Here is a 23,242-nt window from a genome sequence, read left to right as displayed (position 1 = left end):
CTATTTCGCATTTTTTGCAGTGACATTAAGTTCAATGTCAACGTTTTGTGCGATCATCCAATCTTGTGGGTTACCTTCTGTACCGTAAGTAAGACCCCAATCTTGTCTTTGGATCGTAAATTTAGAGTAGAATGTTACTTCGTCACCATTGAAGGTAATTTTTGCAGGGAAAGTTACATTCACAGTTTTATCTTTGATGGTTAAGTTACCACTGACCGTATTTGTCGCATCAGCAACAACACTTTTTCCTTGCGCTGCATCGAATGGACCAACTTTGGTGATTTCGAATTTTGCAGTTGGATATTTTGCTACGTCGAAGAAATCAGCACTTTTTAAATGTGCATCCAAATCTGATGATTTTTTGCCACCGGATGTTGCGGGATCTACAGAAGCTGTATCTGTCAGAATAGAATTGACATCGATTGTGAAAGTACCACCAGTAACTGCGTTATTTTCAGCTGAAAGTGTTCCTTCGCTTTTCAAAACACCATATCTTGGGTTTAAACCGCCTTTATGGTAACCAGTCCATTTTAATGAGCTTTTATCTGCTTCAACAGTGTAAGTCTGTCCTTTTTGTTCAGTTACTTCCTGAGCAGTTGTTGTTGTTGCTTTGTCGCCATTTGTGTTTTGACAAGAAGCTAACAACAAGATAAGGGCTAAACCCGAGATTAATTGCTTTTTCATTTTTAATCGTTTTATTTTTTATATGTTATTTACACTTTACATTTTGCAGCATCAACTGTGCCAATTTACACCTTCTGATGTTGCCGATACAAAGGTAGATGATAGATAGTTTATTTTTGGTATCAGTTTCCTTAAAGAAACTACTTTCCAAAAAGATAGTGGTCTGTAACTTTATAAATGCGTATTTTTGTAAGAATAAAGAAATCATGTCAGTGGTCCAAGCTTTGCCTGTGTGTTCATTTATCGTTGATCGTATCGGGATAAGGAAGCCTGTGAGGGTGGACAATACATGAATAAAAAATAGTGAAATGAAAAAGGAAGCAACTTTAACGTCGTCAGGTGCATGCAAAACACGCGTGTTGGCCATTAACGATACCATGGAGATTTTAGCCGGAAAATGGAAATTTCATATTATAGGTACCTTATTGTTGGTCGAAAAATTACGCTTTATGGAACTGCTGCGCGAAGTTGATGGGATAGGTGCGAAGATGTTGTCTAAAGAACTGCAGGATTTAGAAATGAACCAGCTGATCAGAAGAACAGTATTAAATACCAAACCCCTGACGGTAGAGTATGAATTGACCGAGTGCGGAAAAACTTTGGGTCCAATCATCGATGAGATTACCAAGTGGGGTATAACCTACAGGAGTAAACTTTATACCAAGAATGAGGAAGTGGAAGCTACGACCTAGTATGTAAACACGCCTTTGTTTTTAGTGGTAAGAGGGTGGATGCCTGTAAAGAACCTGATACGTTGGCAGCAAATCCCTTTGATTATAGGTTATGAAAACGATAATAATTGTAAGTTTGTTCTAGAAATTACAGTCTAACCTACTAAAAGAAGACAGGATGCGGTTACAACACTTACTTTATTTGTCTCTTGGAGTTTTGAGTATCAGCAGTTGCGGAGTTACCAAAAACGCCCGACACCAAGAGATTTCCTTTGATGAAGGGATCAAAAAAATTAACCATGTGGTTGTTATTTATATGGAAAACCATAGTTTTGACAATCTTTATGGCGAATTCAAGGGAGCCAATGGCATAGCGAATGTCAAAAAGGGGGATTTCTTACAGGTAGACGAGAATGGTAAAGCCTATCAATACCTCCCCGAAATTCCACGTAACAATTCCTTTCCAACCAATCTACCCAATCAATTTTTTAATATAGACCAGTATGTACCTTCGGATAAGGCGACGCCCGATGTTACACACCGTTTTTATCATAATCAATTGCAGATCAATGGTGGAAAAATGGATAAATTTGCACTCTATAATGATTCCAAAGGTTTAGCGATGGGCTATTACAATACAGAGAAGCTACCTTTGTATCCGTTTGCCAAAGCATATACATTGTGTGATAATTTCTTTCAGAGTGTATTTGGCGGATCCTATTTAAATCATATTTATATGATTTCGGCAGCTATTCCTGTTTGGCCTGATGCACCAAGCTCAATGGTTGCTAAACTCGATGCAAATGGAAAGATGATTAAAGATGGTGTAGTTACGCCAGACGGTTATGCGATCAATCATGTGCTTTCTCGCAACAAACCTTATCCCGCGAAATCTGATACTTCCAAATTATTACCTTCTCAGACTATGCCGACCATTGGCGATCGCCTGACAGCGAAAAATGTAAGTTGGGCTTGGTATTCAGAAGGCTGGGATGACGCTGTTGCCGAACGTAAAAATAATTTTGCCTACAATCATGAGCCTTTTTTATATTTCGCTAATTATGAAGATGGTAAGGAAGGGCGAAAACACATGAAGGATCAAAACGATTTTATTAAAGCCGCAAAAGAAGGAACGCTTCCTAGTGTCTCTTTTGTTAAACCGGGTGGAGGCAATGATGAGCATCCCGGAAGTTCGGCGGTCTATTCCTCCGAACAACTTGCGGTTAACTTAATCAATGCTGTATTGGAGGGACCGAATGCAAAAGACGCGTTGGTGATTTTGACTTACGATGAATTTGGTGGTTTTTTTGACCACGTTAACCCACCCGTCGTTGACCGTTGGGGACCTGGGAGCCGTATCCCGGCAATTGTCATTGGACCATTTGCTAAGCGTGGTGTAGTGGATCATACGCTGTATGAAACAGTGAGCATCCTTTCATTTATAGAAAAACGCTGGGGAATAGAGCCTCTTGCTGAAAGAGATAGAAAAGCAAATCCCTTTAGAAATGCGCTCGTTTTCAAATAGACGGTTTTTATATCGAGAGATAAGAAATTGAACAATGTGTAAAAAGGTTGTCGTTTTTATCGTATTGGTTGCAATAGTATTTACCCTTGGATTTACTACAGGGCAGCCTGTTTATACAAAACAAAAAGAGGGCAATGCCCGTGAGCATCTGATTCAGAAAGAAGTACTGGGTCAGATGCTTTCTTTTAGGACATATATCAAGGATACACTGAATGCCGAAGCACGGAAAGGTACAGTGGATACACTTGGGCTGAGAAGAGCTTTTTTGAAGACAAGGCTTCTTTTTAAAAAGTTTGAATGGGCGTCCGAATATTTTACTGCAGATCTATCCAGAAGATTAAATGGTCCTCCGGTGGAGGAAGTTGAAAATGCAGATTTGTTGGATCCCTCTTTGGCCAGGGGAGTGGAGCCTATTGGATTGCAGGTGATTGAAGAGCTTATCTATCCCACTTACGATAATAGCAATAGGCAAAAGCTAATTCGTGAAATCGAACATTTGATAACCAATACGGATTATTTGATTTCCTATTTTGAGGATCATCAATTGGACGATTGGCGCATTTTGGATGCTTCGAAACTCGAAGTATTTCGGATTATATCTTTGGGGATTACCGGATTTGATAATGCACTTTCTCGAAATAGTATGATCGAGTCTTCCATTGCATTAGGCAGTCTACAGCAAATTATTTTGCAATATGCAGGTAGAAAAGAAACGCTAGCTTTGATGCTTACAGGGGCGATCAAATATTTGCAACAACACGCGGAATTTGACTCGTTCGATAGGGCGCAATTCATTACCCAATTTGCCAACAACATCAGCACGGAGATAGCACAGTTGGAGCGTAATCTTCCAGGCCCTAAAATCAGATACAATCGGATGCTTCGGCAAGACGTCAATACGATGTTTGATCTGAATGCATTTAATGTAGATGCCTTTAGCCCGGGGCCGAAATTTCACTTCAGTAATGAAAAGGCCGTATTGGGCGAGAAATTATTTTATGATGTTGCTTTGTCAGGGACACATACGAGAAGTTGCGCTTCATGCCATCATCCTGATCGCGCATTTACGGATGGGTTGAACTTGCAAGTGGACATTCATGGTTCGGGACGTTTGCTCAAACGTAATACGCCTACTTTGCTTAACGCGGCCTTACAGTCCAACTACTTCTATGATATGCGTTCGTTGACGCTGGAAGATCAGATACACGATGTCATTAGTAATAAGCAGGAAATGGACGGCTCGGTAACTGATATCGTTCAATACGTTTCTTCGGATAAAATCTATCGATCATTATTTAATAAAGCATTCAATACAACGGATGGCCCGATCTCAGCTGAGCAGGTAAGCAATGCACTTGCTTCTTATATTCGTGGCCTGACCAAAATCAATAGCCGATTTGATGATTATATGCGTGGGGATAAGAACGCATTGTCCAAACCGGAAGTGGATGGGTTTAATTTATTTATGGGCAAGGGAAAATGTGCGACCTGTCATTTCCTGCCTTTATTCAACGGTGTTACACCACCCAAATTTATACAGAGCGAAGTCGAAGTCCTGGGGGTACCAAAATCCCTGAAAGATTCTGTGCTGGATTCAGATTTAGGATACTATGATATCATTGGTGTTGATTCGTATAAATATGCCTTTAAAATACCTTCTGTCCGGAATGTAAAGAAAACTGCTCCCTATATGCACAATGGGATCTATCAGACCTTGGATGAGGTCATGGAATTTTATAATAATGGGGGTGGGGCAGGATTGGGGATCAAATTACCCAATCAGACATTGTCAGATGAAAATTTGCATCTGACCGAAAAGGAAATGAAAGATATCATTGCGTTTATGGAAAGTCTCGAAAGCCAATAAAATGGCTGGTGGGGTATCTCTTTTAGAATCCTATCGATTGTTTTTGCTGGTCTAAGGAGTTTTATTGAGCCTAAATGAGGGGGCATCAAATTGATTGAGCTCCTGCAGTAACGGTAAGGGATTAATTCTTATCGTAGTTTTTCTTTCTTGTAGATTCTCTTCGGACCCTAGCGCTTTTACCTGTTCAGTTTTTATTCCAGTTAATAAGTTGAATTGGGTTTCAGTCGTTGTGTTTTTGCCATCCCAGGTTCCTTTTTCTAGGTAGATCAATTCAAAATTTCCATTTCTGCAACGAAATGTATAGTTGGCATGCCCATCTGTGATATCGGCTAATATATGAAGCTGACCATTTTCGATAGCGAAGTCGGGCAGCGGAAAATGGGGTTCGATCATCGTCGTTGAGGATAAGGCCAACTGTAGCTTTCCGTTGGGCTTGGACAGAAATACCTGCGTTTTAATTGGTGTTGCAGTATTTGAAGTGTCCATGGCAAGAACAATTTTATCCGGATAACCATCATGATTTATATCGCCTTCTAGTTCTTGAATTTTTGCTGTAAAACTGTCTTTTGTTGCCTTTTGCTGGCCATATAAGGCTAAACTAGTTAAAAAGAATATGCTCAAGATTAGTTTTTTCATTTGGTATAAACACAGCATTTAATGAAATATAAATCGATTCAATATACGCATTCAGGATGGAAAAGCTATTATTTTACCCTATCTTGATTTCTCGGGATTGATTAACAGTCAAGTTAGTTCGCCTTACTGATTATAGGAGTAGACTATAATACATGGAGTAACCACTTGTTCCGTCGAGCCATTGTACAAGTTCTTTATGGCTATAGTGAAAACCGGCTTTTCGGATAGCGGCTTTTGAAATCATATTTATTTCACGATGGCTTATCGTCAGTTTTCTTAATTGATTCTCGATGGCCCACACCATTCTTATTTTATACAAAAGACTCGATAGACCTAATTTTCTATACTGTGGCTGTATGAAAGACCGACCAAAGTAGGCTTCTTCTTTATTCAGCAACAGCATACTGGTTATCCCAATCATTTTTTCATTTTCGAAAAGACCAAAAACAATACGTGGGTATCTTATGCGTTCTGCCCAATCCCTATCAGATAGTTCTATTTCAGGAGGAGTGCTCTGTCGAAAAAGTGTAGGTTCGGTTTGAATTGACTCGATACGCATCGCTTTATAAAGTGGGGATTCGCTCTCTGTCAGCTGACGGATATGGAATGAACCTGATTGAAATGCTAAAACGGACTCTGACATAGCGTAATTAATGCTGTCTTAATGATTATTTCTAATACTATAATGCGAAAGTATGTATTATTATTTATACTTCAAATGTGGTATTGCATTCATTCCAAATTGCTGATTCCAGATGACTATGCCGCGACAACTATGACGATACATGCCTGCAATTGAGTAAGCCACAATTGTATTAAAGCAACACATGATCCTATTCGTTTCAATGTGGCCTTATGCGCAAGTAGGGTATCAAAATATAAAGTTTCGCGAGTAGCATTTCCGTAATGATGCTGAAATATAAGAATAGAACTACAGTAGTTCAGCTATTCTATTTTCTAAATCTTCTAGATCAAAAGGCTTGGCGAGATAGCTGTCTGCTCCAGCTTGTTGGGCTAATGTTTCGATATCGGTGTTTGCGGAGAGGTAGATAACAGGGATGTCTCGATATAAAGGATGTTTTTTGAGCAGACGAGTGGCTTCTACACCACCTATTTTTGGAATCCAATTGTCCATCAAGATTAAATCTGGACGTACCTCTTCAACCTTTTCGATGATATCGTGAGAGGTTTCTGAAACGGCCATATTATAGCCGTTTGTTTCAAGGATTATTGTGCATATTTCAAGGACATGTTTATCATCGTCCAACATCAGTATTGTTTTATTTGGCATGTTTTCGTTTTAAAAAAAGGTGGAGCTAAATTAACTAAAAAGCCTTAGGGGAAGCATGGGTAAAATACCGATTCTAGTAAGTAGAAATCCCTATTTTTAGGCTTAATGGAAGATAGTTTTGTGATGAGACGAATCGTCTGAGTTTGAACTTTCAAAATTAATATTATCTTTATTTTCTAATTAATATCCAATTTTGTCCTGAATTATAATGAAAAAATACATTTTTGTTCCCAATTGGCATTTCATATTTCCGCTATTATTTATCATGGCAGGAAATTGTCTGTTCGCTTTTGAGAAATCGAAACAAGCGTATTTTCAATTGAAAGTATATCATTATGAGAACGATGAGCAGGAGAAAGTCATTGACCAGTATCTTGAGTCGGCTTATTTACCGGCATTGCATAAATTGGGATTTAAAGAAATCGGTGTATTTAAACCCTTAGAAAATGCAGTTGGCCAAGATAGATTGGTTTATGTGTTCATCAGTGCTGCTGATCTCAGTTTGCTGGTTAATTTGGATCAGCGGCTGGCCAAAGATCAAAAATACCTGGAGGCTGGAAAGGTTTATATTGAAGCAGGTTATAGCAATCCTCCTTTCAAAAGGTTGGAGACAATATGGATGAAAGCATTTGAAGGAATGCCCAAATCAGCGCTTCCTAAATTATCTGCTGAAAAAAATAAACGCATTTATGAACTACGCAGTTATGAGGCTGCGACGGAGAAACTGTCAATGAATAAGATAGACATGTTCAACAATGGTGAAATCGATATTTTTAATAAGCTAAATTTTAATGCTGTTTTCTATGGACAAGTAATTGCCGGTAGTACGATGCCCAACCTGATGTATTTGACGGCATTCGAAAGTATAGAAGACAGGAATACACATTGGAAAGATTTTGGACCTTTATACAAACCAATGCAGGATTTACCTCAATACCAGAATAACGTATCTAAAAGTATAAAGGTGTTATTGTTTCCTACCGCATATTCCGATATTTAGAATTCGATTTAATTTATTTTTTTCTAACAAATAAATTAAATCTTTTGCACCAGTCAAAGAAGCTGGACAAAGCCTGTGTATCTAATTTTTCAAAATTGTAAATCTTATGGGGATAGGGCAGTGCATTGGTATAGATGCCTGTATTTGCTAAAACAAGCATAGGACCATCGCTGTCAATTTTGTCGAAATATTTGCTGATGATTTTATAATGTGTATTAAAAAGTGATTCTACAGCTTCATCGTTCGGGACGAGAGAGATGGTATAGTCGTAATCTGCATGTTGCATCTTTTGGCAATTGCAGATGATATTTTTTCCAAGGGAAACCTCATTTCCGCTGTCCCAAAGAAAATTGGCGACCTCAAAAAATAAATCGTTTTTTACTTGCCCGGCAGGCTCGGCGATGAAATATCTCATTAGTTTTCTCTTTTAATTGCTTTACCTTTTAGAATTCAGTTGATTACAGTGAGTTTAATCCCAACGGAGATCAGTAATTCGTCAAAAAGGATTTTGTGCCTTTTTATAATGAAGAACCAATGATCGGGAGCTCGCCGTATTTTATATTACAAAGAAATATTAATCCAGTGGGGTTTAAAAGAGATAAAAGGTGGTAAGTATTGGACTATTCGATGTTTTTGTTTCGGAATGTAAGGGCCGTCATGCCTGTTACTTTTGAAAATAAGCGCGAAAAATAAGGATAATCATCGTAGCCAAGTGCGGTAGCAACCTCCTTAACGGATTTACTTGAATGGTATAGCAGCCGTTTTGCTTCCAATACGATACGTTGTTGAATATGATAGGTAACGGGCTTTCCAGTTGCTTTTTTTATGCATTCATTGAGATAAGCTGTTGATATTTTCAATTTCTCGGCATATATTTTTGGCTGTTTATTGATGATAAAATCTTTATCCAACAATGCATTGAACTGTTTTGTAATATGCTCTGCTCTGGACTGTGCATCACTTTTTTTTGATTGTACTAAATACTGTGAAATAATTAGGGCAGCTAGCGTATTACAGCTGTCTTTCATTAACGCAGGATACAGTTTTTCGTGTTTTCTTTCGTTGAGCTTGAGACAGATATCTACCGTTTCCGATAAAATAGTGCATGTTTCTCGATCAATGTTGATCGGAGCGATCGTGTCGATATCTTTTAATGCATTTATGTAATCCGAATTTAGGTTTTCTACACTGATCATCAGGACACTAAACGTACTGTAATCCATTGCTATTCCACGGTGTACCTGATAGGGCTGGATGATCATAACGGAAGAGGGGCCTAATCTGTGCTGTTGAAAATCTATTTCAAATATTCCATTTCCCTCTTCGAGTATAAAAAATAGATAGAAATCATCGCGATGTGCTTGACTTATTTGGTCAAGCTCTAAATTTCTAACAGCATTCTTTTTTATCAATATTCCTAAATTAAAATCATTCGGAAATGAATTTAGTGGTATAGTGTGACTCTTTTGCTGCATTTTTCTTAATGATCGATATGTACTGGATGATCCAACAACTGAATGTCTCAAAAAGGATCGCCCTTGTTAAGTGATCATTGTTGTCAAAAAGCTTCCTGTGTTTCAACGCTGGTTAGTTGATTGGAAAGCACGGTCAAATTTAAACATTTGTCAAGATAGTGAGTATATTTTTTCTATATTCGGGGTCTTTTTCGCGGAGTTCCAGGATCTTGTTTTTTAAATCCACATTGACATACCATTCCGCGTAAAGGTTCTTTTCATTTGCACCGTCGAAGAAAACTTTAGCTTTAATATAATCTTCATCAAAATGCTCTGGTCGTCCGCTGACAATAAATGCGGTGGAACCGACGCTATCTTGCATATTACCTAGCGTACCATCTATTTGAAATAGGCTATGTAAGGCCCTGGTAAAATTGTCGCTTACTTTACCTATCGAATAGAAGTTAACTCCTTCACGGTAAAATCTTTTTTTATCAACCTCAGTGTCTACAATTCCCAATTTCATATCGGGTCGAAAGGCTATTGCTAGGCCTACTGTCTCTCTACCCCAAAGCCCCTTTGCCTGAACGATATGATGTTCGTCGTCGTCCTTCCAATATTTTGTTACTGTCAATCGTAAATCCACAAAATCATCGTCTTCGCTAACATCAATTTGCTTCAGATTACCCTGTCCCTTCAAAAAATTCAAAAATCGCATAAATATCTTATTAATATGGTATTAAGCCCCAGTAGTCGCTACGGTGCTGGCGGTATTACGGCGAGCATGACTAGGTGGGAAGCTTTGGCTAAGTATATTAAAGATAATAAATATTTTATATAAAAAAAGCGCTCAGTTAACCTTAAAGGCTTAAAAGTTGCCAATTTATAAAGGAAGATTCTTTTCCTTTTTTTCTGATTCTACTTCATTTGAAACCCGTTCATTTATATTAATTTTAGCGTTGATAAAAGAGAAGATCATTGTTCCATGTTCCCGGGCGTAGCTATTTGTGATGGAGTCTGCTACCATTGACTGTGTAAATAAGGGACTGGTTGTTTTTAGTTCAGTTTCACGCTCCCAACGGTTCTTGACACGGATCAAATTGCGGTATTTTTTACTCAGATCAAACCAATTGATATAATCGGCATTGAATGAAACAGCTCTAATTCCCAGTTTGGAGTAGTAATTTATAGCACCTGCCTGCCCATAATTGTCGCAAAGAACGAGTGTATTTTGACGGTCAGGAATCTGACGATAAACACTGTCCACTTTGCGAGCAAGCTCCTTCCAACCTAGCATATCCGCGAAGTCTTGTGGAAGAGGGTGTTCTTCACCGTCTTCCCAGGTTAACATGCCATATTTCCTGTATTTTTCCGGATGGTCTACAAAGTACGCTGGATTGCGGTTGGGAAAAGCAATGTCGTAGATGGGAAGAAACAGGATGACTGTTAAAGTGATCAAGATAGGCTTTAGAATTTTACCAGTATTGTTTTCCAGCAGTGAGGAAATATAGATTGCACCGAAAGCAAAATAGATTGGATAAATGCCAATAGCATAATAATCCTTGGCTCTTAGCAATAAGAAAACACCAATGGTACTAAAAAATGACCAGAAGAATAGGCGATAAGGTTTAAATGCGGGATATTTCAATAGGGCATATAAACTGAAAATTAGAACGGGAAAGGTCCCGAAGAAGAACAAAAATTGAGAGCGGACAAAGCTCCACCGATTGACGTGGACGAGCTGCGTGGCCTGAAGTTCCTTAAAATGGGAGAATACCGGGAAATTATTTTGATACTGCCATATTAAATTCGGTAAGATGATAAGTACAGCGATGAGTAAACAACGGTATAATTTTCGTTCAGCAAAAATCTTCCTTTCCGGCACGAGTGCAAGGGCTGGAACTAAACCTAGAATAAGAAATACGATATTATATTTATTCAAAAAACCGATAGCAAATACAACAGCAATATAAATCAACCACTTCGATTGTTGGCTGTTTAAATATCGTATGATGAGGTAGTATATGGAAGTCCAGCACAATACATCCAAAGAATTTGGCTGATATAAGCCATTCAGACGGAAGAGAACGGAAAACATGATGCAGCAACTGCCAAATACAAGTGCAAAAAGGTTTCCTTTCAACGCTTCTATAGTTTTCCAGACAATTAGAATTGTTAAGGCTCCGTACAATGCGGGGAAAAATTTGATCCAGAATTCGGAATTTCCGGTTATTTTGATCAGATAGGAGGTCCAGGAGGTCAGAGGGGGAACCGAGAGGTAGCCCCAGGCCAAGTGATTCGCTTGATCGAGATGTAGAAATTCGTCACGTTGTAATTCGTAGATCGGACTAATCAACTGATATTGAATGATGATTTTTAACAGGATGAGACCGATTAGGATAAGTCGATGTTTAAGTGCCATCTAATGTTTGATTATGGTTGTCTTCCGCCAATTTACGATTAAAATAAATTCAAATTAAGTCATTTTAATAATCATCTATTGCTGCGGATCTATGGGGATCGGTGATTTCTGTGAAGAAATCAAATGCTGGTCTATTCTAAAATGTTATTTTCGTATAAAAAAAGAGATTATGAGCATAGTTTTGCTACTGAATACTGCTAGGGCAGAAGAATGGAAGGTCGAGATCACTAAACATTTACCTGATGTTAAGGTGGAGATATACCCCGAAATAGAAAATTATGATGCGGTAGAATTTGCACTTTGTTGGAAGCCTGATGCTAATTACTATACTCATTTTCCTAATTTAAAAGTTATTCAGTCGGGAGGAGCGGGGATAGATCATTTATTCCCAAATGAGATTCCTTCAACGCTCCATATCTGTAGGATAATAGATCCAATGCTGAAAAGCGATATGTTTGAGCATATTTTGACCTGTTTGATGCATGCAATGAAGAATTTTTCGATGTATGCTACAGCAAAGGAACAACAGCATTGGCAACCATTAGTATATAAATCCATTGGTGAAACCAGTGTCACAGTTTTAGGCTTAGGTGAGATTGGAGGCTATGTTGCCGAGAGGCTGGTTCAGTTGGGGTTTCTAGTAAAAGGATGGTCCAATTCCCCTAAAGCGCTTCCAGGGGTAGTTTCTTTCTCGGGACAGGAAGGACTTAGGGCGGCTGTGGAAAATAGTGATTTGGTTGTCAATATTTTACCCCTGACCGATGCTACAAGAGGAATTCTAGATCATAACCTTTTTAAATTGTGTACGAATGGAACTGTCCTCATAAACGTTGGTAGAGGTGGTCATCTCGTTGAAAATGAGCTGCTGGCGGCTATTGATAAGGGGCAGATTGCCCAAGCTTACCTCGATGTCTTTCACCTGGAACCGCTGCCAAAAGATCATCCATTTTGGTCCTGTTCTTCTATTTTTATAACACCGCATGTAGCAAGTCGAACCAATATCAGTTCGTCGGTTTTACAGGTAGTAGACAATTATAAACGAATGATTCGGGGGGAGGCTTTACTGAATGAAGTTTCTTTGGAAAAAGGTTATTAATGATAATATCCCCTTTAAGGGGCTAATGATAATGTACTCTGATGTGTAAATTGGGTATGTTTTTTGTTTTTGATTTTTTGTAAACTTATAGGCAAATGGATTTTATTTTTTAGATTTATATAGTCAATTATCCTTGCTTTATTAACGGTTTATGAACGTACAAGTATCTACAAACTTTAGAAAACACGCGCGTAAAACAATTTTATCTATTGTTGTTTTTGCGGTTACTTATGTTATTCTGCTACTCTTGGCAATAGGTATTACTGTTGGTTTTACTTTATTGGGACTATTGATATTCACTGCCAAGCCCATGTTTTTAACCGCAGTATTATGTTTGGGCTTACTCGCTACAGGTCTGACTATACTATTCTTTTTATTAAAATTTGTTTTTGCGTCAACAAAAGTTGATACGGGGCATCTTACACAGATATATGAGAGCGACGAACCACAGTTATTCGCACTTATTCATGAGGTGGTAAAGGAAGTTGACACAAGCTTTCCAAAGAAAATTTTTCTATCGCATGATGTCAATGCATCTGTATTCTATGACTCTAGTTTTTGGAGCATGTTTTTACCCATTAAGAAAAATCTTCAGATTGGTGTGGGGATGGTGAATGCAGTTACTCAACAGGAACTAAAGGCTATTCTTGCACACGAGTTTGGCCACTTCTCACAAAAAAGCATGAAAGTGGGTAGCTATGTTTACCATGTTAATCAGATTATCTACAATATGCTGTATAAGAATGAATCGCTGGATAATATGTTTGGTAAATGGAGTAACATCAGTGGGTACTCTGCTATTTTTATTGGTATATCGATGTTTATTATTCAACAGATTCAGCATATTTTGAAGCATGTTTATGAATATGTAAATCTAATTATTTGGCGTTATCAAGAGAGATGGAATTTCATGCGGATGAAATTGCGGCACATGTTGCTGGTTCCCAGGCTTTGGCTGACTCGCTCTTACGTTTGGGGTTTGCAAACCATGCACTAAATAATGTACTTACTTTCTATGATAACAAATTTTCTGAAAATATCCGTAGTCGTAATATTTATCCAGAGCATCGTTGTGTCATGCTCTTGTTTGCGGAACGCAATAGATATCAAGTGAAATGGCTTTCCCCAGATCGAATTGGCGACTTTAAAAAAATATGATAAATCGAAGTTAAATCTTGAAGATCAATGGTCGTCCCATCCATCGGATGAAGATCGGGTAAAAGCATTACAGAAACTTAATATTGTCAAGCAAGAAGCCAACAATGCACCTGCTATTGAAATACTAGCTAATCGTGCTGCCGTAGCAAACCAAATTTCGGATAAGTTGTTTGCGGAGGTACAGTATCAACAGCCCCCATCACTGTTAGAAATAACGTCTTTCAGTGATGATTTTGAAAGTCGAATGAACAAGTATGCTGTTGATCAAAGATTCAATGATTTCTATGACTACAATCATCCTGTGCGAAAAGGTGAAACTCCAATTTTTCAGGGACAGTCAAAGCCGACTTTTGATGAGTTATTTGCCGATAGTAGAGTTGATACACTGTATGAACTTAATAGTCTAAAAAATGACAAATATGTCGTTGAAGCAATCAGCAAAGGAGAATTAAAATTAAAGTCCTTTGACTATGACGGTATAAAATATCGAGCTGCAGACGCCATCGAATTACTAAAAAAAATTGAAGACACTATTGCAGCTACGGAGCATAAAATTACCGACTACAACCAGCAGATCCATTATTATTTTGCACACTTGGCTGATACGCAGGGGATGTGTGAAGAGTTTGAACGAAGATATTATGATTTTGCTTTTTTCGACAAGAATTATGAGGAGGCACAAGAACTTTATGCTCACATGACGGAGAATACCCGGTTTATATTTCAGACTTTGCCCTTCGCTGATATTGAGGCAAGGTTGCAAGACGTCAAACGTAGGGAAGGAGAATTAAAAAAGAAACTGGCAACGCTTTTGGCACTTCCCGGAAGCAAGGATGAATTGAATGATACGTTGCTTACTTCATTGGACACGTATATCAACAGGGATTTAATATATTTTAATGTAGATCATTATAACGAGGATAATCTTCAAATCCTTTTTAATGCGATATCGGCCTATAAAAAGTTATTGGATGATCAGCATTTCGCGAAGAAAAAGCACTATTTGAATTTTATGCTTACCCTTGAGGAAGGTAAAGGACAGAAAAAAGAACTGTCGTAAATGCCCTTGTATATTGACGGTTTGTCCCCGCTGTACGTCGATTGAAATGGTTTATTTTTGATAGACAATAACCCAGTTTTGAATTGGATTTGTTTTATTAAATATTAAACTTTTTGTTATGCGGAAATTAATAATGAAAATGTCTGTTTCCATCGATGGATTTGTTGCGGGCATCCACGGTGAACTTGATTGGATGTTTAAAAGTGGCGATGATCATTCTAGCGCATGGGTTTTAAATATTTGTGAATCTGCCGGCGTTCATCTAATGGGTCGAAAGACCTTTGAAGTAATGGCTTCCTATTGGCCTGCCTCAACAAATCCTTTTGCGGCAGCAATGAATGAAATCCCTAAAGCTGTCTTTACAAAAAAGGGCTATCATCCCAAAACAGAAGATTTTGCTCACAATGCTAAGCTTCCTGCGCATTCCTCTTGGATGAATGCCCGGGTTTTTGATGCAGGTCTCATTGAAGGAATTAAAGAATTAAAAGCGGAGTCAGGGAAGCCACTATTGGCTCATGGAGGAGCTGAATTTATGCGAAGTTTAATTGAAACCGGATTAATTGATGAATATCATCTGATCACACATCCAATTGCATTGGGTACTGGGCTGCCTATATTCGACGGTCTTTCTAGATTTCTCGATCTAAAGCTCGTGAATGTGCAAGTTTTTCCAGGTGGTGTTGTCGCACATACATATTGTCCAGCGTAGAATGAAAATACGACATATAGATGTCGTATTTTCATTCCAGCAGCTAGCATTTTAGAAATTCTGTGAATCGGCAGAGGGGCCATAACTTGCTGGAAGGGGAATATCATTGAGTCTATAATAAACACCTAACTGTGCCCTGTGATGTGTAATCTGGTTTAATGAGTGACGAATAGCACCGTATTTGCTCCAGCTTGCCAGTTCATGGCCATCATTTCTAATGGTCCAGCTTGGAATCAAGTCTTCTTCCTTAGCTGTTTCTAAAGCATTTTTTCCGGCTTCGTAATCTTCGTCCAATTTTTTTAAGAGATCATCCCGAGTCAATAGACTTGTTGGCACATAAGCACTTTTGGCAAAGTCAAGTTCTGAAGTCTTTAAAATGGTACTTGGCCATTCGAACACTTCGACTAAGTGGGTTGCCAGACGCATCATTTTCATGCTTTTTTCATGTGGGACATATTCATTCTTGCCTTCAGGGAAAAGTGCAATGAAGTTTTTTGTAATTTGATACTCATTCGCTAATTCTTCTTTTAATTGTGGTAATGTTTCCATGTTTTTTTACTGTAATAATTTAAAATTCGATTAGTTATCCTACTAATAGCCTTTGCTCTGGAATTGTTTTTTCGTTTAGTATTTGTTTTCCTGCTAAGGTTAAACAAAGATATAACCACTATGTGACAGTTATGTGTCAGTATGAATTGGATGAACCATCATTTATGATAAAAATAAAATAGTGGCAGCTCCTGTTATTTCATGTTGTTGAAAACTAGGGCTGCGAAGGCTCGAATATTTGTTTTTATAACGTTTATTTAAGCAAGCGCAGCAAATAATAAAGCAGGTCAAGCGAATTGTAAAAAGGGTGAAAATGAGCATATAGACTAAGTATATTTGATTGGTAATTAATTAAATAAAATAGAACTATGGGAAATAAGAAAGCAATATTCACTTTTGTAGGCCTGGTATTGGTTGCAGTACTTGGTATCGGTATATGGGCTTACCGTCTTTTGGGAAATATGGAGGCGGATCAGGAAAAAACAGAACAATTATCTTCCCGAATTTTAGCTGGTTTTGGCGATCATACTACTATTTATAAATATCCAGTACAATTGTCCGCAGTAGACTGGGGGAAGAGCTGTCTAATTCTTGAAAATGGCGGTGCCGGTGATTTGGGAATAACTTATAAGGAAAAATGGAACGAGGCATTGGGAACAGTAGATAATTACCCCGGTGATGCTGTCAAAGGCATTGTTATGATAGCGATGGACATGCAGGAAAAAGGAGAGTATGTCAACAAGATCGGTCAAAAAGATAAAGCTTATCAGCGCAATTATATTATTAGCTATGTAGATCTCGACAAGAAGGTAGTCATCGCCCGCGATACCCTATATGGTGAGGAGCCGCCTTTGGTCAATCGTTCCAGCGGTTCGGGAGCTGGTGACTTTCCCTCGGACACTGAAGTTATAGATTCAATCAAAGGTAGGTTGAAATTGTAATTTTTTTTTTCTCCGTTTATGGAATTTTGATATTCTTCGCATCCCTGCACGAAAGTTGAAGTGCCGGATGGAAAAATCTAGTACTTGGCTTTAGGTAAATTTATCTATTTTTAAAAGAATTTAGCCAGTATCTTAAACATGAAATGGAAATCAATTGTTGTCTGCTTTTTAGCTGTTCTGTATTCTGTGGTCCTTTGTGGGCAATCGACCTTATTCAATAGTCCGCGTGGATCTTCTGACTATTATATTTATAAACTGAGCCCAGAAGTTTTAAGAAAAATTCACTTGGGAGAGAAGAAATTCGATGAAGCTATGCTCAGCGATTTTTTTCTTAAGTATAAGGCCGGAAGTCCACAGCCGACTTTACCTCCTGGTAATTATGTTCAGGTCCGCGCCAGTGGAGCTGATCTCATTTATCAGGAATTGATTAGTGATAACCTATATGTCAAGATTGTTCCGGCAGAAATTTTTGCGATTTGTCTATACGATTCTCTGGGAACGATTATAAAAGATGCGCAAGTAAAAGTGAAGGGACGTCGCATGTTATTCGATAAGAAGTTTCATTATTATAAAGCTGCCAATGCAAATAGTGACGATATCGTCACTATTGAACATAAGGGTGTCTATCATTACCTGAGTGTAGAACGGAGTTGGCCTTACAAAGAAAAGGTTCCATTATGGAGAGGAATCAAAAATAGCTGGCTTAGAGCAAAGTTTAAGATTAAGAGGTTCTTTTATAAACAAGAAACTGAACAGACAGAAAGCTTTATGGTTTTTAACAAGCCAATGTATAAGCCAAATGAGCAGGTTAAATTTAAAGCTTATCTTGAGGAAGAAAAATGGAAACCTTACCGTGATTCTATTGCCGTACGTCTGACAGGTGGATATGGATATGCTAAAGATACCATTTTGGCCCGACTTGCTCCTTATCGTCCGGGAATGTACAACTTTGCATTTGATTTGAAGGGTCTTGGCCTTATCCTTGATAAAGATTATGGGATTTCTTTGGAATCTACAAAAGCCAAAGTCGTCTTGCATCAACAGCGTTTCCGATATGAAGACTATGAGTTGAAAAGCCTAAGCTTTAATATGACGTCCGAAAAGACGAAATATGCTAAAGGAGACAGTGTGCGACTGAAACTAAAAGCTTTAAATGAAAATGAAATGCCCATATATGATGGGAAAGTAGATTTGCGTGTTGTGACAAGTCCACTTTATACGCTTGATGTAAAAGCCAATAAGGTCAATTTCATTCCAGATACATTATGGCAAACGAGCGTTTCGCTCGCAGATGTCGCGGAAAAGGAAATTGTATTACCTGATTCAATCTTTCCGGCTGACATAGGTCTTACATTTCGGGTTATTGGCACCTATCTAAGTTCAGATAATGAAAGAATTGAACGAAGTCTCGACCTCAATATACTCAACAGCGAAAAAGAAATTCGTATTGCTGTAAAAGACGGGCATGCAGAGATCAAGTATTTCGAAAAAGGTGTTGCGATGCCAGCGACTGCTCAGCTAATGATATTAGGTGAACATCGTGAAGTGCTGAAGACTGAAAATTTGAGTTTACCTAATTTGGTTTCTATACCTTGGCAGGCTGAAGAAATTGTTGTCAAGTCGAATGGATTGAGTAAAAGTGTATATCTAGAGGATCAAGAGCAGGCACAGCTGAATTATCGGTTTTATCGAACTGCGGATTCGGTGATATTGCATGTCAATAATCCCGCTATGATTCCATTTTGGTATCGTGTCCATCGTGCTGGTCGTACGATTGCTTCGGGTTATCATACCACGTTAAATAGTAAATTTTTAGCCCGTGGAAAAGACGGGTATAGCATGGAAATCACCTATCTTTTTGGAGGAAAATCAAAAGTTATCCAGGAAGAATTACCCTATGTGGAGAAGAATTTAAATTTGGCAGTCAACACGGCGACGACAGTTTATCCGGGGCAGAAGGCTGACGTGGAACTTTCGGTTACGGATAAGAATGGTAAACCGTTGAAGGATATTGATATTACGGCCTATGGTTTTACCTCAAAATTTAGGTCAGCAACCACTCCAAATATTACTATGGGTGGTCTGATGCGAAGGGCAAGAGTCTCACAAAATCTTAATTTTAGTTTGGATGATGATGAGAAGGTTCATCAGGGAGCTCTTCAAAATTGGGCAAAATGGTCTAAAGACATGCAGTTGGATACGATGGCTTTTTATCGGTTTCTATATCCCAAAGATTATTATCAGGAGTCTCTTCCTCTGGATGCGGTCAAGAGCCAGATTTCCCCTTATGTCGTAGTAAATGGTGCGGTGCAGGGGATACATTTAGTCTGGATAGACGGTGTATTGACTTATGCTAAACAAGACCAACAAAATAACAATACTATTTTCGAAGTTTCTCCGGGGCAGCATGATTTTAGATTTAGGACCAAGGATCGCGACATTCGTGTAAGTGGCTTTTATCTTGAAAATGGGAAAAAGATCATTGTTTCCTTTAATGCCTCACAGGATACGATTGGTTTTAACTACCCCGACAAAGCATTTAGCAAAGGCCAGATTTTGGTTTACCGATTACCTAAAGAAGAACGTGGTAAGCTCTACACTAACGAATTGACTGAATTGAAGCGCCAGTTGATTACAGTAACCAACAATTTTGGAGCCTGGCAATTACCCAATAATAATGCATTGATTGAGATGCCTGCATATATCCAGACAGCGGGAGATCTCTACTACCTCAATCCCGTAAGAAAAACTGTTTACGATAACCGGTTGCGGACACAGGTTCCCGTACCCCTGATGGTGGGACCATTTCCAAGGACAGAAATGTATAATGGTGTGTCCAAAATAGGCACCCTCATGGTTGACACAGCGAAAATTGGACGTTTTGAAATTGAGGGGGGCTATCAATATAGCATCTATAAAAATTACCAAAAGCAAAAAAGTTGGGATGGCAATCCTATGCGGATTGATCTGTATGATTTTACGCCAAATTTAGATTTTCAGGAGAGGGTATGGACATTGGAGGATATCAAGGCAAACGTAGAACGTACTTTCCAAGAGACGATGCAAAATAGCACGGGACCTGCGCAATTTGCTACGGTGAAGAAAGGAAAAAAAGACGCTATTTTTAAATTGAATTTAACTCTGGGCAATGATGCTGCACAAAAAGGCATTCGACCTGCATTGATCTTTATTGAACCGACGAATGTAGAGGAGAGAATGTACTTTCGACTGTTTTACGGTGGACATCGAACTTTTGGGGATCTTCCAGTCGGCGATGTTACTTTGCATATTGTAAAGGATGATTCAACTTCTTTTAGTTTGCCAATCAAGCTCAAAGCCAATGGGATGAATTATCTCAGACTGGATTCTATTCAATGGAGCAATGCATCTCAAGCGGCGAGATTGGCTTACAAACTTGTACGCGATGAAATTATTGTACGTACCGTGGAAAATCCATTGCAGGATTCTATAAGACATGGACAAGAGATTGATCCGCGGCTCTTAAAAATAGACCGGGAAGATTTTAGAGCGAAAAGAAAGAATAATAAGGTCGCCAGGATCTTAGTTTATGATGGTGATACGCCATTAATTGGGGCTAAAGTGAGTGTTTCGGATACCAAAAATCGATATTTCACAAGCTTTGACGGAAGTGTGGAACTTGAGCTCTCCGATGACAAAAATACGGTACTTGAGATTGCTGCTTTAGGGTACAATACAGCTACAGTCAAAGTCTCCAGTGGCAAAGATTATTTCGTGGAGTTAAAGCCAAGCGAAAATCAATTGGATGAAGTGGTTGTTGTGGGGTATGGCGTCCAAAAAAGGCAATCATTGACTGCGGCAGTGAAATCGATCAATGCTAGGATGGATGGGGTGACTACGGTTATGTTACAGGGTGCCGTAGCAGGGATTCGTATTCGTGGCGCTGCTAGTCCGGCCCCCAATGAAAAACCATTGATTTTAGTAGACGGAGTCCCCTTTGAAGGTGATATTTCAAGTCTTGATCCATCGACTATCGCGTCATTGAATGTGATTAAAGATCAATCTATGCTTGGATTGTACGGTGCTCGGGCCGCCAATGGTGTGGTGATGGTTCAGATGAAAGCTGGAGCTTCTGCGGCATCGACAGGTGCTGTGGATATGCCCTATTTGGAATCTGGAAATACGATGCGCGTGAACTTCCGCGATGATGCATTCTGGCAGCCAAAGCTAACTACCGATGCTCAGGGAAAAGCTAATTTTGAAGCGACCTATCCGGATGATATTACCAATTGGCGAACATTCTTTATTGCTAAAGGAAATAAAAATTTCGCCGACATGAAAGAGCTAAATGTCAAATCTTTTAAAGCTGTTTCGGCACATTTGTCGAGTCCCCGATTTGCCATCAGAGGTGATCAGTTTACAGCCATGGGAAGGGTTGTCAATTATCTTAGCGATAGCTTGCAACTCTTGCGTACCATCAACAATGGACTAACAAAGCAGGAAGCAAAATTGAAAATTGCAAAGTCTTATCGGGATCCAATAACGGTTATTGCCGATAAGGGGGACAGCATCCAACTAGCTTATTCGATCGGATTGTCAAATGGATATTTTGATGGTGAAAAACGTAGCATTCCGATTTTTGAAAAGGGGCTTGAACAACATGAAGGAGATTTTAAAGTGCTCAACAGTACCGCAGAGTATTTGCTAAAAACTTCTCCTGCGCTAGGCGAAATCACCATGCATGCCGAAGCAAATTCGCTGGAATTCTTACAACGGGAAATCGAATCGATCGATCGTTACAAATTTTTATGCAATGAACAGATGGCTTCCAAATTGAGCGCGTTACTTTCTAAAAAAGAGCTTACAAAATTGATCGGAAAGCCCTTTACAGAGGATAAGAAAATAAGGGATCTTTTGAAGGAGTTACAGAAAAACAAAAATTCTAATCAGGGCTGGGGCTGGTGGAACAAGAGTGAAACTGTGAGCTGGATCAGCAACTATGTGATCGGGGTACTGTTGGATGCCCGAGAAGCAGGATACCAGGTTGAGATTGATACGGAGATCTATGCAGAACGTGAAAAGACCATGTTGAAAAGCAGCTTGGCTTCGCTGGATCTTCTATTGGATAAAGATAAGCTTCACGGGGCCAAAGAGAATTTGTTTGGCTCCCTGATATATCTGCTCCGGCTAGATCCGAAAACCGATTACAAAGATTATTTCTTCGAAATTGATACAAAACTGAAAAGTAAAACCATTAAGGATAAACTGTTGAAATATCTATTGATTTCAAAACTGGGTCTTAAGGATTCACATGCTGCAGATACCGTTCTTAAATACTCCTCAAAGGCTATCTTAGGTGGGCTTTATTGGACTTCGGGAATTACAACAGATCAGAAAGGTGGATTTTTTATGCGACCTACGGAAACCAATACCGAGAATACACTGTTGGCTTACGGTGTCTTAAAATCAATTGGTGGTCATGATTCGGATTTAGAAAATATCCGTAATTACTTTTTCGCGCAGCGGCAGCAAAACCAATGGTATAATATCTACGAATCTTCCCGTATCATACGAAGTATTCTTCCTGATTTACTGAAAGAGGGTGAGTCTTTCCAGGCCCCGGTAATGGTTATCAATGGCAAACGCATCACTACATTTCCGTATACGCAAAGCTTTAAGTCGGATGAACAGATTAAAGTGAGGAAAGAAGGGACGGGGCCGGCTTTTGTGACAGCCTATCAAAATTTTTGGAATCCAAACCCTGTCATAGAAAAAGAAAAGGGACTTGCTGTTGCAACGCGATTTAAGGACAATGGTGCTACGGTAGCGGCGCTCAAGGAAGGGAAGCCTGTAAAACTTGAAGCAAGCGTAACATTAACTGGTGAAGCTGAGTATGTGCAGATTGAAGTTCCGATACCGGCGGGATGTTCTTATGAAACCAAAACCAATGGATACTATAGAACCGAGGCACACCGGGAGCATTTCAAAGATCGTGTTGTCATTTTTTGCAACAAACTGGGGAAAGGTACGCATACCTTTGAGATCGAACTTTTACCTCGTTATACCGGGACGTATACTGTCAACCCCGCGAAGGCTGAATTAATGTATTTCCCGACATACTATGGAAACGAGAAAATGAAAGAAATCGTGGTGGAGTAAATATGCTTTTACAAAAAAAGGGACTTATCACATGATAAGTC

General features: G+C 38.9%; 19 protein-coding genes. 10 read left to right on the top strand and 9 right to left on the bottom strand.

Annotation, left to right across the window (positions count from 1 at the left end; genetic code table 11):
* Complete coding sequence (locus GVK91_RS23605; protein ID WP_070566941.1) at positions 1-684, bottom strand: YceI family protein; 684 nt, start codon at positions 682-684, stop codon at positions 1-3.
* Between the two features lie 308 nt (positions 685-992).
* Between GVK91_RS23605 and GVK91_RS23600 the strand changes: the two genes are divergently transcribed.
* From GVK91_RS23600 to GVK91_RS23590, 3 genes are all read left to right on the top strand, one after another.
* Positions 993-1,376, top strand: coding sequence for a helix-turn-helix domain-containing protein (locus GVK91_RS23600; protein WP_088162547.1), 384 nt, complete (start codon positions 993-995; stop codon positions 1,374-1,376).
* A gap of 157 nt (positions 1,377-1,533) precedes the next feature.
* Positions 1,534-2,880 (top strand): acid phosphatase, encoded by a 1,347-nt coding sequence (gene acpA / locus GVK91_RS23595; RefSeq protein ID WP_088162546.1) that lies wholly within the window; start codon positions 1,534-1,536, stop codon positions 2,878-2,880.
* A 34-nt stretch (positions 2,881-2,914) separates the two neighbouring features.
* Positions 2,915-4,747, top strand: coding sequence for a cytochrome-c peroxidase (locus tag GVK91_RS23590; RefSeq protein WP_159731562.1), 1,833 nt, complete (start codon positions 2,915-2,917; stop codon positions 4,745-4,747).
* Positions 4,748-4,798: 51 nt separating this feature from the next.
* On the opposite strand, the gene GVK91_RS23585 is transcribed toward GVK91_RS23590, so the two are convergent.
* The 3 genes from GVK91_RS23585 to GVK91_RS23575 form a co-directional block, all read right to left on the bottom strand.
* Entirely contained in the window at positions 4,799-5,383 is a 585-nt protein-coding gene (locus GVK91_RS23585) for a hypothetical protein (protein ID WP_153845249.1), read from the bottom strand.
* A gap of 130 nt (positions 5,384-5,513) precedes the next feature.
* Positions 5,514-6,026: a GNAT family N-acetyltransferase gene (locus GVK91_RS23580; RefSeq protein WP_159731560.1), complete on the bottom strand. Its 513-nt coding sequence runs from the start codon at positions 6,024-6,026 to the stop codon at positions 5,514-5,516.
* Between the two features lie 288 nt (positions 6,027-6,314).
* Complete coding sequence (locus tag GVK91_RS23575) at positions 6,315-6,674, bottom strand: response regulator (RefSeq protein ID WP_088162542.1); 360 nt, start codon at positions 6,672-6,674, stop codon at positions 6,315-6,317.
* A 208-nt stretch (positions 6,675-6,882) separates the two neighbouring features.
* Between GVK91_RS23575 and GVK91_RS23570 the strand changes: the two genes are divergently transcribed.
* Positions 6,883-7,674, top strand: a complete 792-nt coding sequence (locus GVK91_RS23570) for an NIPSNAP family protein (protein ID WP_200845691.1) — start codon at positions 6,883-6,885, stop codon at positions 7,672-7,674.
* A 13-nt stretch (positions 7,675-7,687) separates the two neighbouring features.
* On the opposite strand, the gene GVK91_RS23565 is transcribed toward GVK91_RS23570, so the two are convergent.
* The 4 genes from GVK91_RS23565 to GVK91_RS23550 all read right to left on the bottom strand — a co-directional run bounded on the left by GVK91_RS23565 (position 7,688) and on the right by GVK91_RS23550 (position 11,550).
* Positions 7,688-8,089 carry a hypothetical protein gene (locus GVK91_RS23565; RefSeq protein ID WP_153845251.1) on the bottom strand — a complete coding sequence of 134 codons (402 nt, stop codon included), beginning with the start codon at positions 8,087-8,089 and terminating at the stop codon, positions 7,688-7,690.
* A 205-nt stretch (positions 8,090-8,294) separates the two neighbouring features.
* Positions 8,295-9,149: a helix-turn-helix transcriptional regulator gene (locus GVK91_RS23560; protein ID WP_088162539.1), complete on the bottom strand. Its 855-nt coding sequence runs from the start codon at positions 9,147-9,149 to the stop codon at positions 8,295-8,297.
* A gap of 139 nt (positions 9,150-9,288) precedes the next feature.
* Positions 9,289-9,846 carry a hypothetical protein gene (locus GVK91_RS23555; RefSeq protein WP_088162538.1) on the bottom strand — a complete coding sequence of 186 codons (558 nt, stop codon included), beginning with the start codon at positions 9,844-9,846 and terminating at the stop codon, positions 9,289-9,291.
* A 165-nt stretch (positions 9,847-10,011) separates the two neighbouring features.
* The gene (locus GVK91_RS23550) at positions 10,012-11,550 is read right to left on the bottom strand and encodes a glycosyltransferase family 39 protein (protein ID WP_088162537.1); all 1,539 of its coding nucleotides are present in this window, start codon (positions 11,548-11,550) and stop codon (positions 10,012-10,014) included.
* A 169-nt stretch (positions 11,551-11,719) separates the two neighbouring features.
* Between GVK91_RS23550 and GVK91_RS23545 the strand changes: the two genes are divergently transcribed.
* From GVK91_RS23545 to GVK91_RS23530, 4 genes are all read left to right on the top strand, one after another.
* Positions 11,720-12,646, top strand: coding sequence for a glyoxylate/hydroxypyruvate reductase A (locus GVK91_RS23545; protein WP_088163719.1), 927 nt, complete (start codon positions 11,720-11,722; stop codon positions 12,644-12,646).
* A 151-nt stretch (positions 12,647-12,797) separates the two neighbouring features.
* Entirely contained in the window at positions 12,798-13,643 is an 846-nt protein-coding gene (locus tag GVK91_RS23540) for a M48 family metallopeptidase (RefSeq protein WP_088162536.1), read from the top strand.
* A 138-nt stretch (positions 13,644-13,781) separates the two neighbouring features.
* Positions 13,782-14,864 carry a hypothetical protein gene (locus GVK91_RS23535; protein WP_088162535.1) on the top strand — a complete coding sequence of 361 codons (1,083 nt, stop codon included), beginning with the start codon at positions 13,782-13,784 and terminating at the stop codon, positions 14,862-14,864.
* A gap of 118 nt (positions 14,865-14,982) precedes the next feature.
* Positions 14,983-15,573, top strand: a complete 591-nt coding sequence (locus GVK91_RS23530; protein ID WP_088162534.1) for a dihydrofolate reductase family protein — start codon at positions 14,983-14,985, stop codon at positions 15,571-15,573.
* Between the two features lie 51 nt (positions 15,574-15,624).
* On the opposite strand, the gene GVK91_RS23525 is transcribed toward GVK91_RS23530, so the two are convergent.
* Complete coding sequence (locus GVK91_RS23525; RefSeq protein ID WP_159731558.1) at positions 15,625-16,122, bottom strand: DinB family protein; 498 nt, start codon at positions 16,120-16,122, stop codon at positions 15,625-15,627.
* A 368-nt stretch (positions 16,123-16,490) separates the two neighbouring features.
* On the opposite strand from GVK91_RS23525, the gene GVK91_RS23520 reads away from it, so the two are divergent.
* Positions 16,491-17,063 (top strand): hypothetical protein, encoded by a 573-nt coding sequence (locus GVK91_RS23520; protein WP_088162533.1) that lies wholly within the window; start codon positions 16,491-16,493, stop codon positions 17,061-17,063.
* A gap of 138 nt (positions 17,064-17,201) precedes the next feature.
* A complete protein-coding gene (locus GVK91_RS23515; protein ID WP_159731556.1) occupies positions 17,202-23,201 on the top strand; it encodes an alpha-2-macroglobulin family protein in 6,000 nt (1,999 codons plus the stop codon).
* The last annotated feature ends 41 nt before the right edge of the window (positions 23,202-23,242 follow it).

This window comes from Sphingobacterium sp. 18053 (genome assembly GCF_902706145.1).
Lineage (GTDB): Bacteria > Bacteroidota > Bacteroidia > Sphingobacteriales > Sphingobacteriaceae > Sphingobacterium > Sphingobacterium paramultivorum.
This window is presented reverse-complemented; position numbering and strand designations above follow the sequence as displayed.

What these genes read in the sequence shown, in the direction of transcription:
- GVK91_RS23575 (WP_088162542.1), bottom strand. Translation starts at nt 6,674, where the DNA reads ATGCCAAATAAAACAATACTGATGTTGGACGATGATAAACATGTCCTT.
- GVK91_RS23570 (WP_200845691.1), top strand. Translation starts at nt 6,883, where the DNA reads ATGAAAAAATACATTTTTGTTCCCAATTGGCATTTCATATTTCCGCTA.
- acpA (WP_088162546.1), top strand. Translation starts at nt 1,534, where the DNA reads ATGCGGTTACAACACTTACTTTATTTGTCTCTTGGAGTTTTGAGTATC.
- GVK91_RS23540 (WP_088162536.1), top strand. Translation starts at nt 12,798, where the DNA reads ATGAACGTACAAGTATCTACAAACTTTAGAAAACACGCGCGTAAAACA.
- GVK91_RS23600 (WP_088162547.1), top strand. Translation starts at nt 993, where the DNA reads ATGAAAAAGGAAGCAACTTTAACGTCGTCAGGTGCATGCAAAACACGC.
- GVK91_RS23545 (WP_088163719.1), top strand. Translation starts at nt 11,720, where the DNA reads ATGAGCATAGTTTTGCTACTGAATACTGCTAGGGCAGAAGAATGGAAG.
- GVK91_RS23605 (WP_070566941.1), bottom strand. Translation starts at nt 684, where the DNA reads ATGAAAAAGCAATTAATCTCGGGTTTAGCCCTTATCTTGTTGTTAGCT.
- GVK91_RS23515 (WP_159731556.1), top strand. Translation starts at nt 17,202, where the DNA reads ATGAAATGGAAATCAATTGTTGTCTGCTTTTTAGCTGTTCTGTATTCT.
- GVK91_RS23525 (WP_159731558.1), bottom strand. Translation starts at nt 16,122, where the DNA reads ATGGAAACATTACCACAATTAAAAGAAGAATTAGCGAATGAGTATCAA.
- GVK91_RS23550 (WP_088162537.1), bottom strand. Translation starts at nt 11,550, where the DNA reads ATGGCACTTAAACATCGACTTATCCTAATCGGTCTCATCCTGTTAAAA.
- GVK91_RS23560 (WP_088162539.1), bottom strand. Translation starts at nt 9,149, where the DNA reads ATGCAGCAAAAGAGTCACACTATACCACTAAATTCATTTCCGAATGAT.
- GVK91_RS23590 (WP_159731562.1), top strand. Translation starts at nt 2,915, where the DNA reads ATGTGTAAAAAGGTTGTCGTTTTTATCGTATTGGTTGCAATAGTATTT.
- GVK91_RS23530 (WP_088162534.1), top strand. Translation starts at nt 14,983, where the DNA reads ATGCGGAAATTAATAATGAAAATGTCTGTTTCCATCGATGGATTTGTT.
- GVK91_RS23555 (WP_088162538.1), bottom strand. Translation starts at nt 9,846, where the DNA reads ATGCGATTTTTGAATTTTTTGAAGGGACAGGGTAATCTGAAGCAAATT.
- GVK91_RS23585 (WP_153845249.1), bottom strand. Translation starts at nt 5,383, where the DNA reads ATGAAAAAACTAATCTTGAGCATATTCTTTTTAACTAGTTTAGCCTTA.
- GVK91_RS23520 (WP_088162533.1), top strand. Translation starts at nt 16,491, where the DNA reads ATGGGAAATAAGAAAGCAATATTCACTTTTGTAGGCCTGGTATTGGTT.
- GVK91_RS23565 (WP_153845251.1), bottom strand. Translation starts at nt 8,089, where the DNA reads ATGAGATATTTCATCGCCGAGCCTGCCGGGCAAGTAAAAAACGATTTA.
- GVK91_RS23580 (WP_159731560.1), bottom strand. Translation starts at nt 6,026, where the DNA reads ATGTCAGAGTCCGTTTTAGCATTTCAATCAGGTTCATTCCATATCCGT.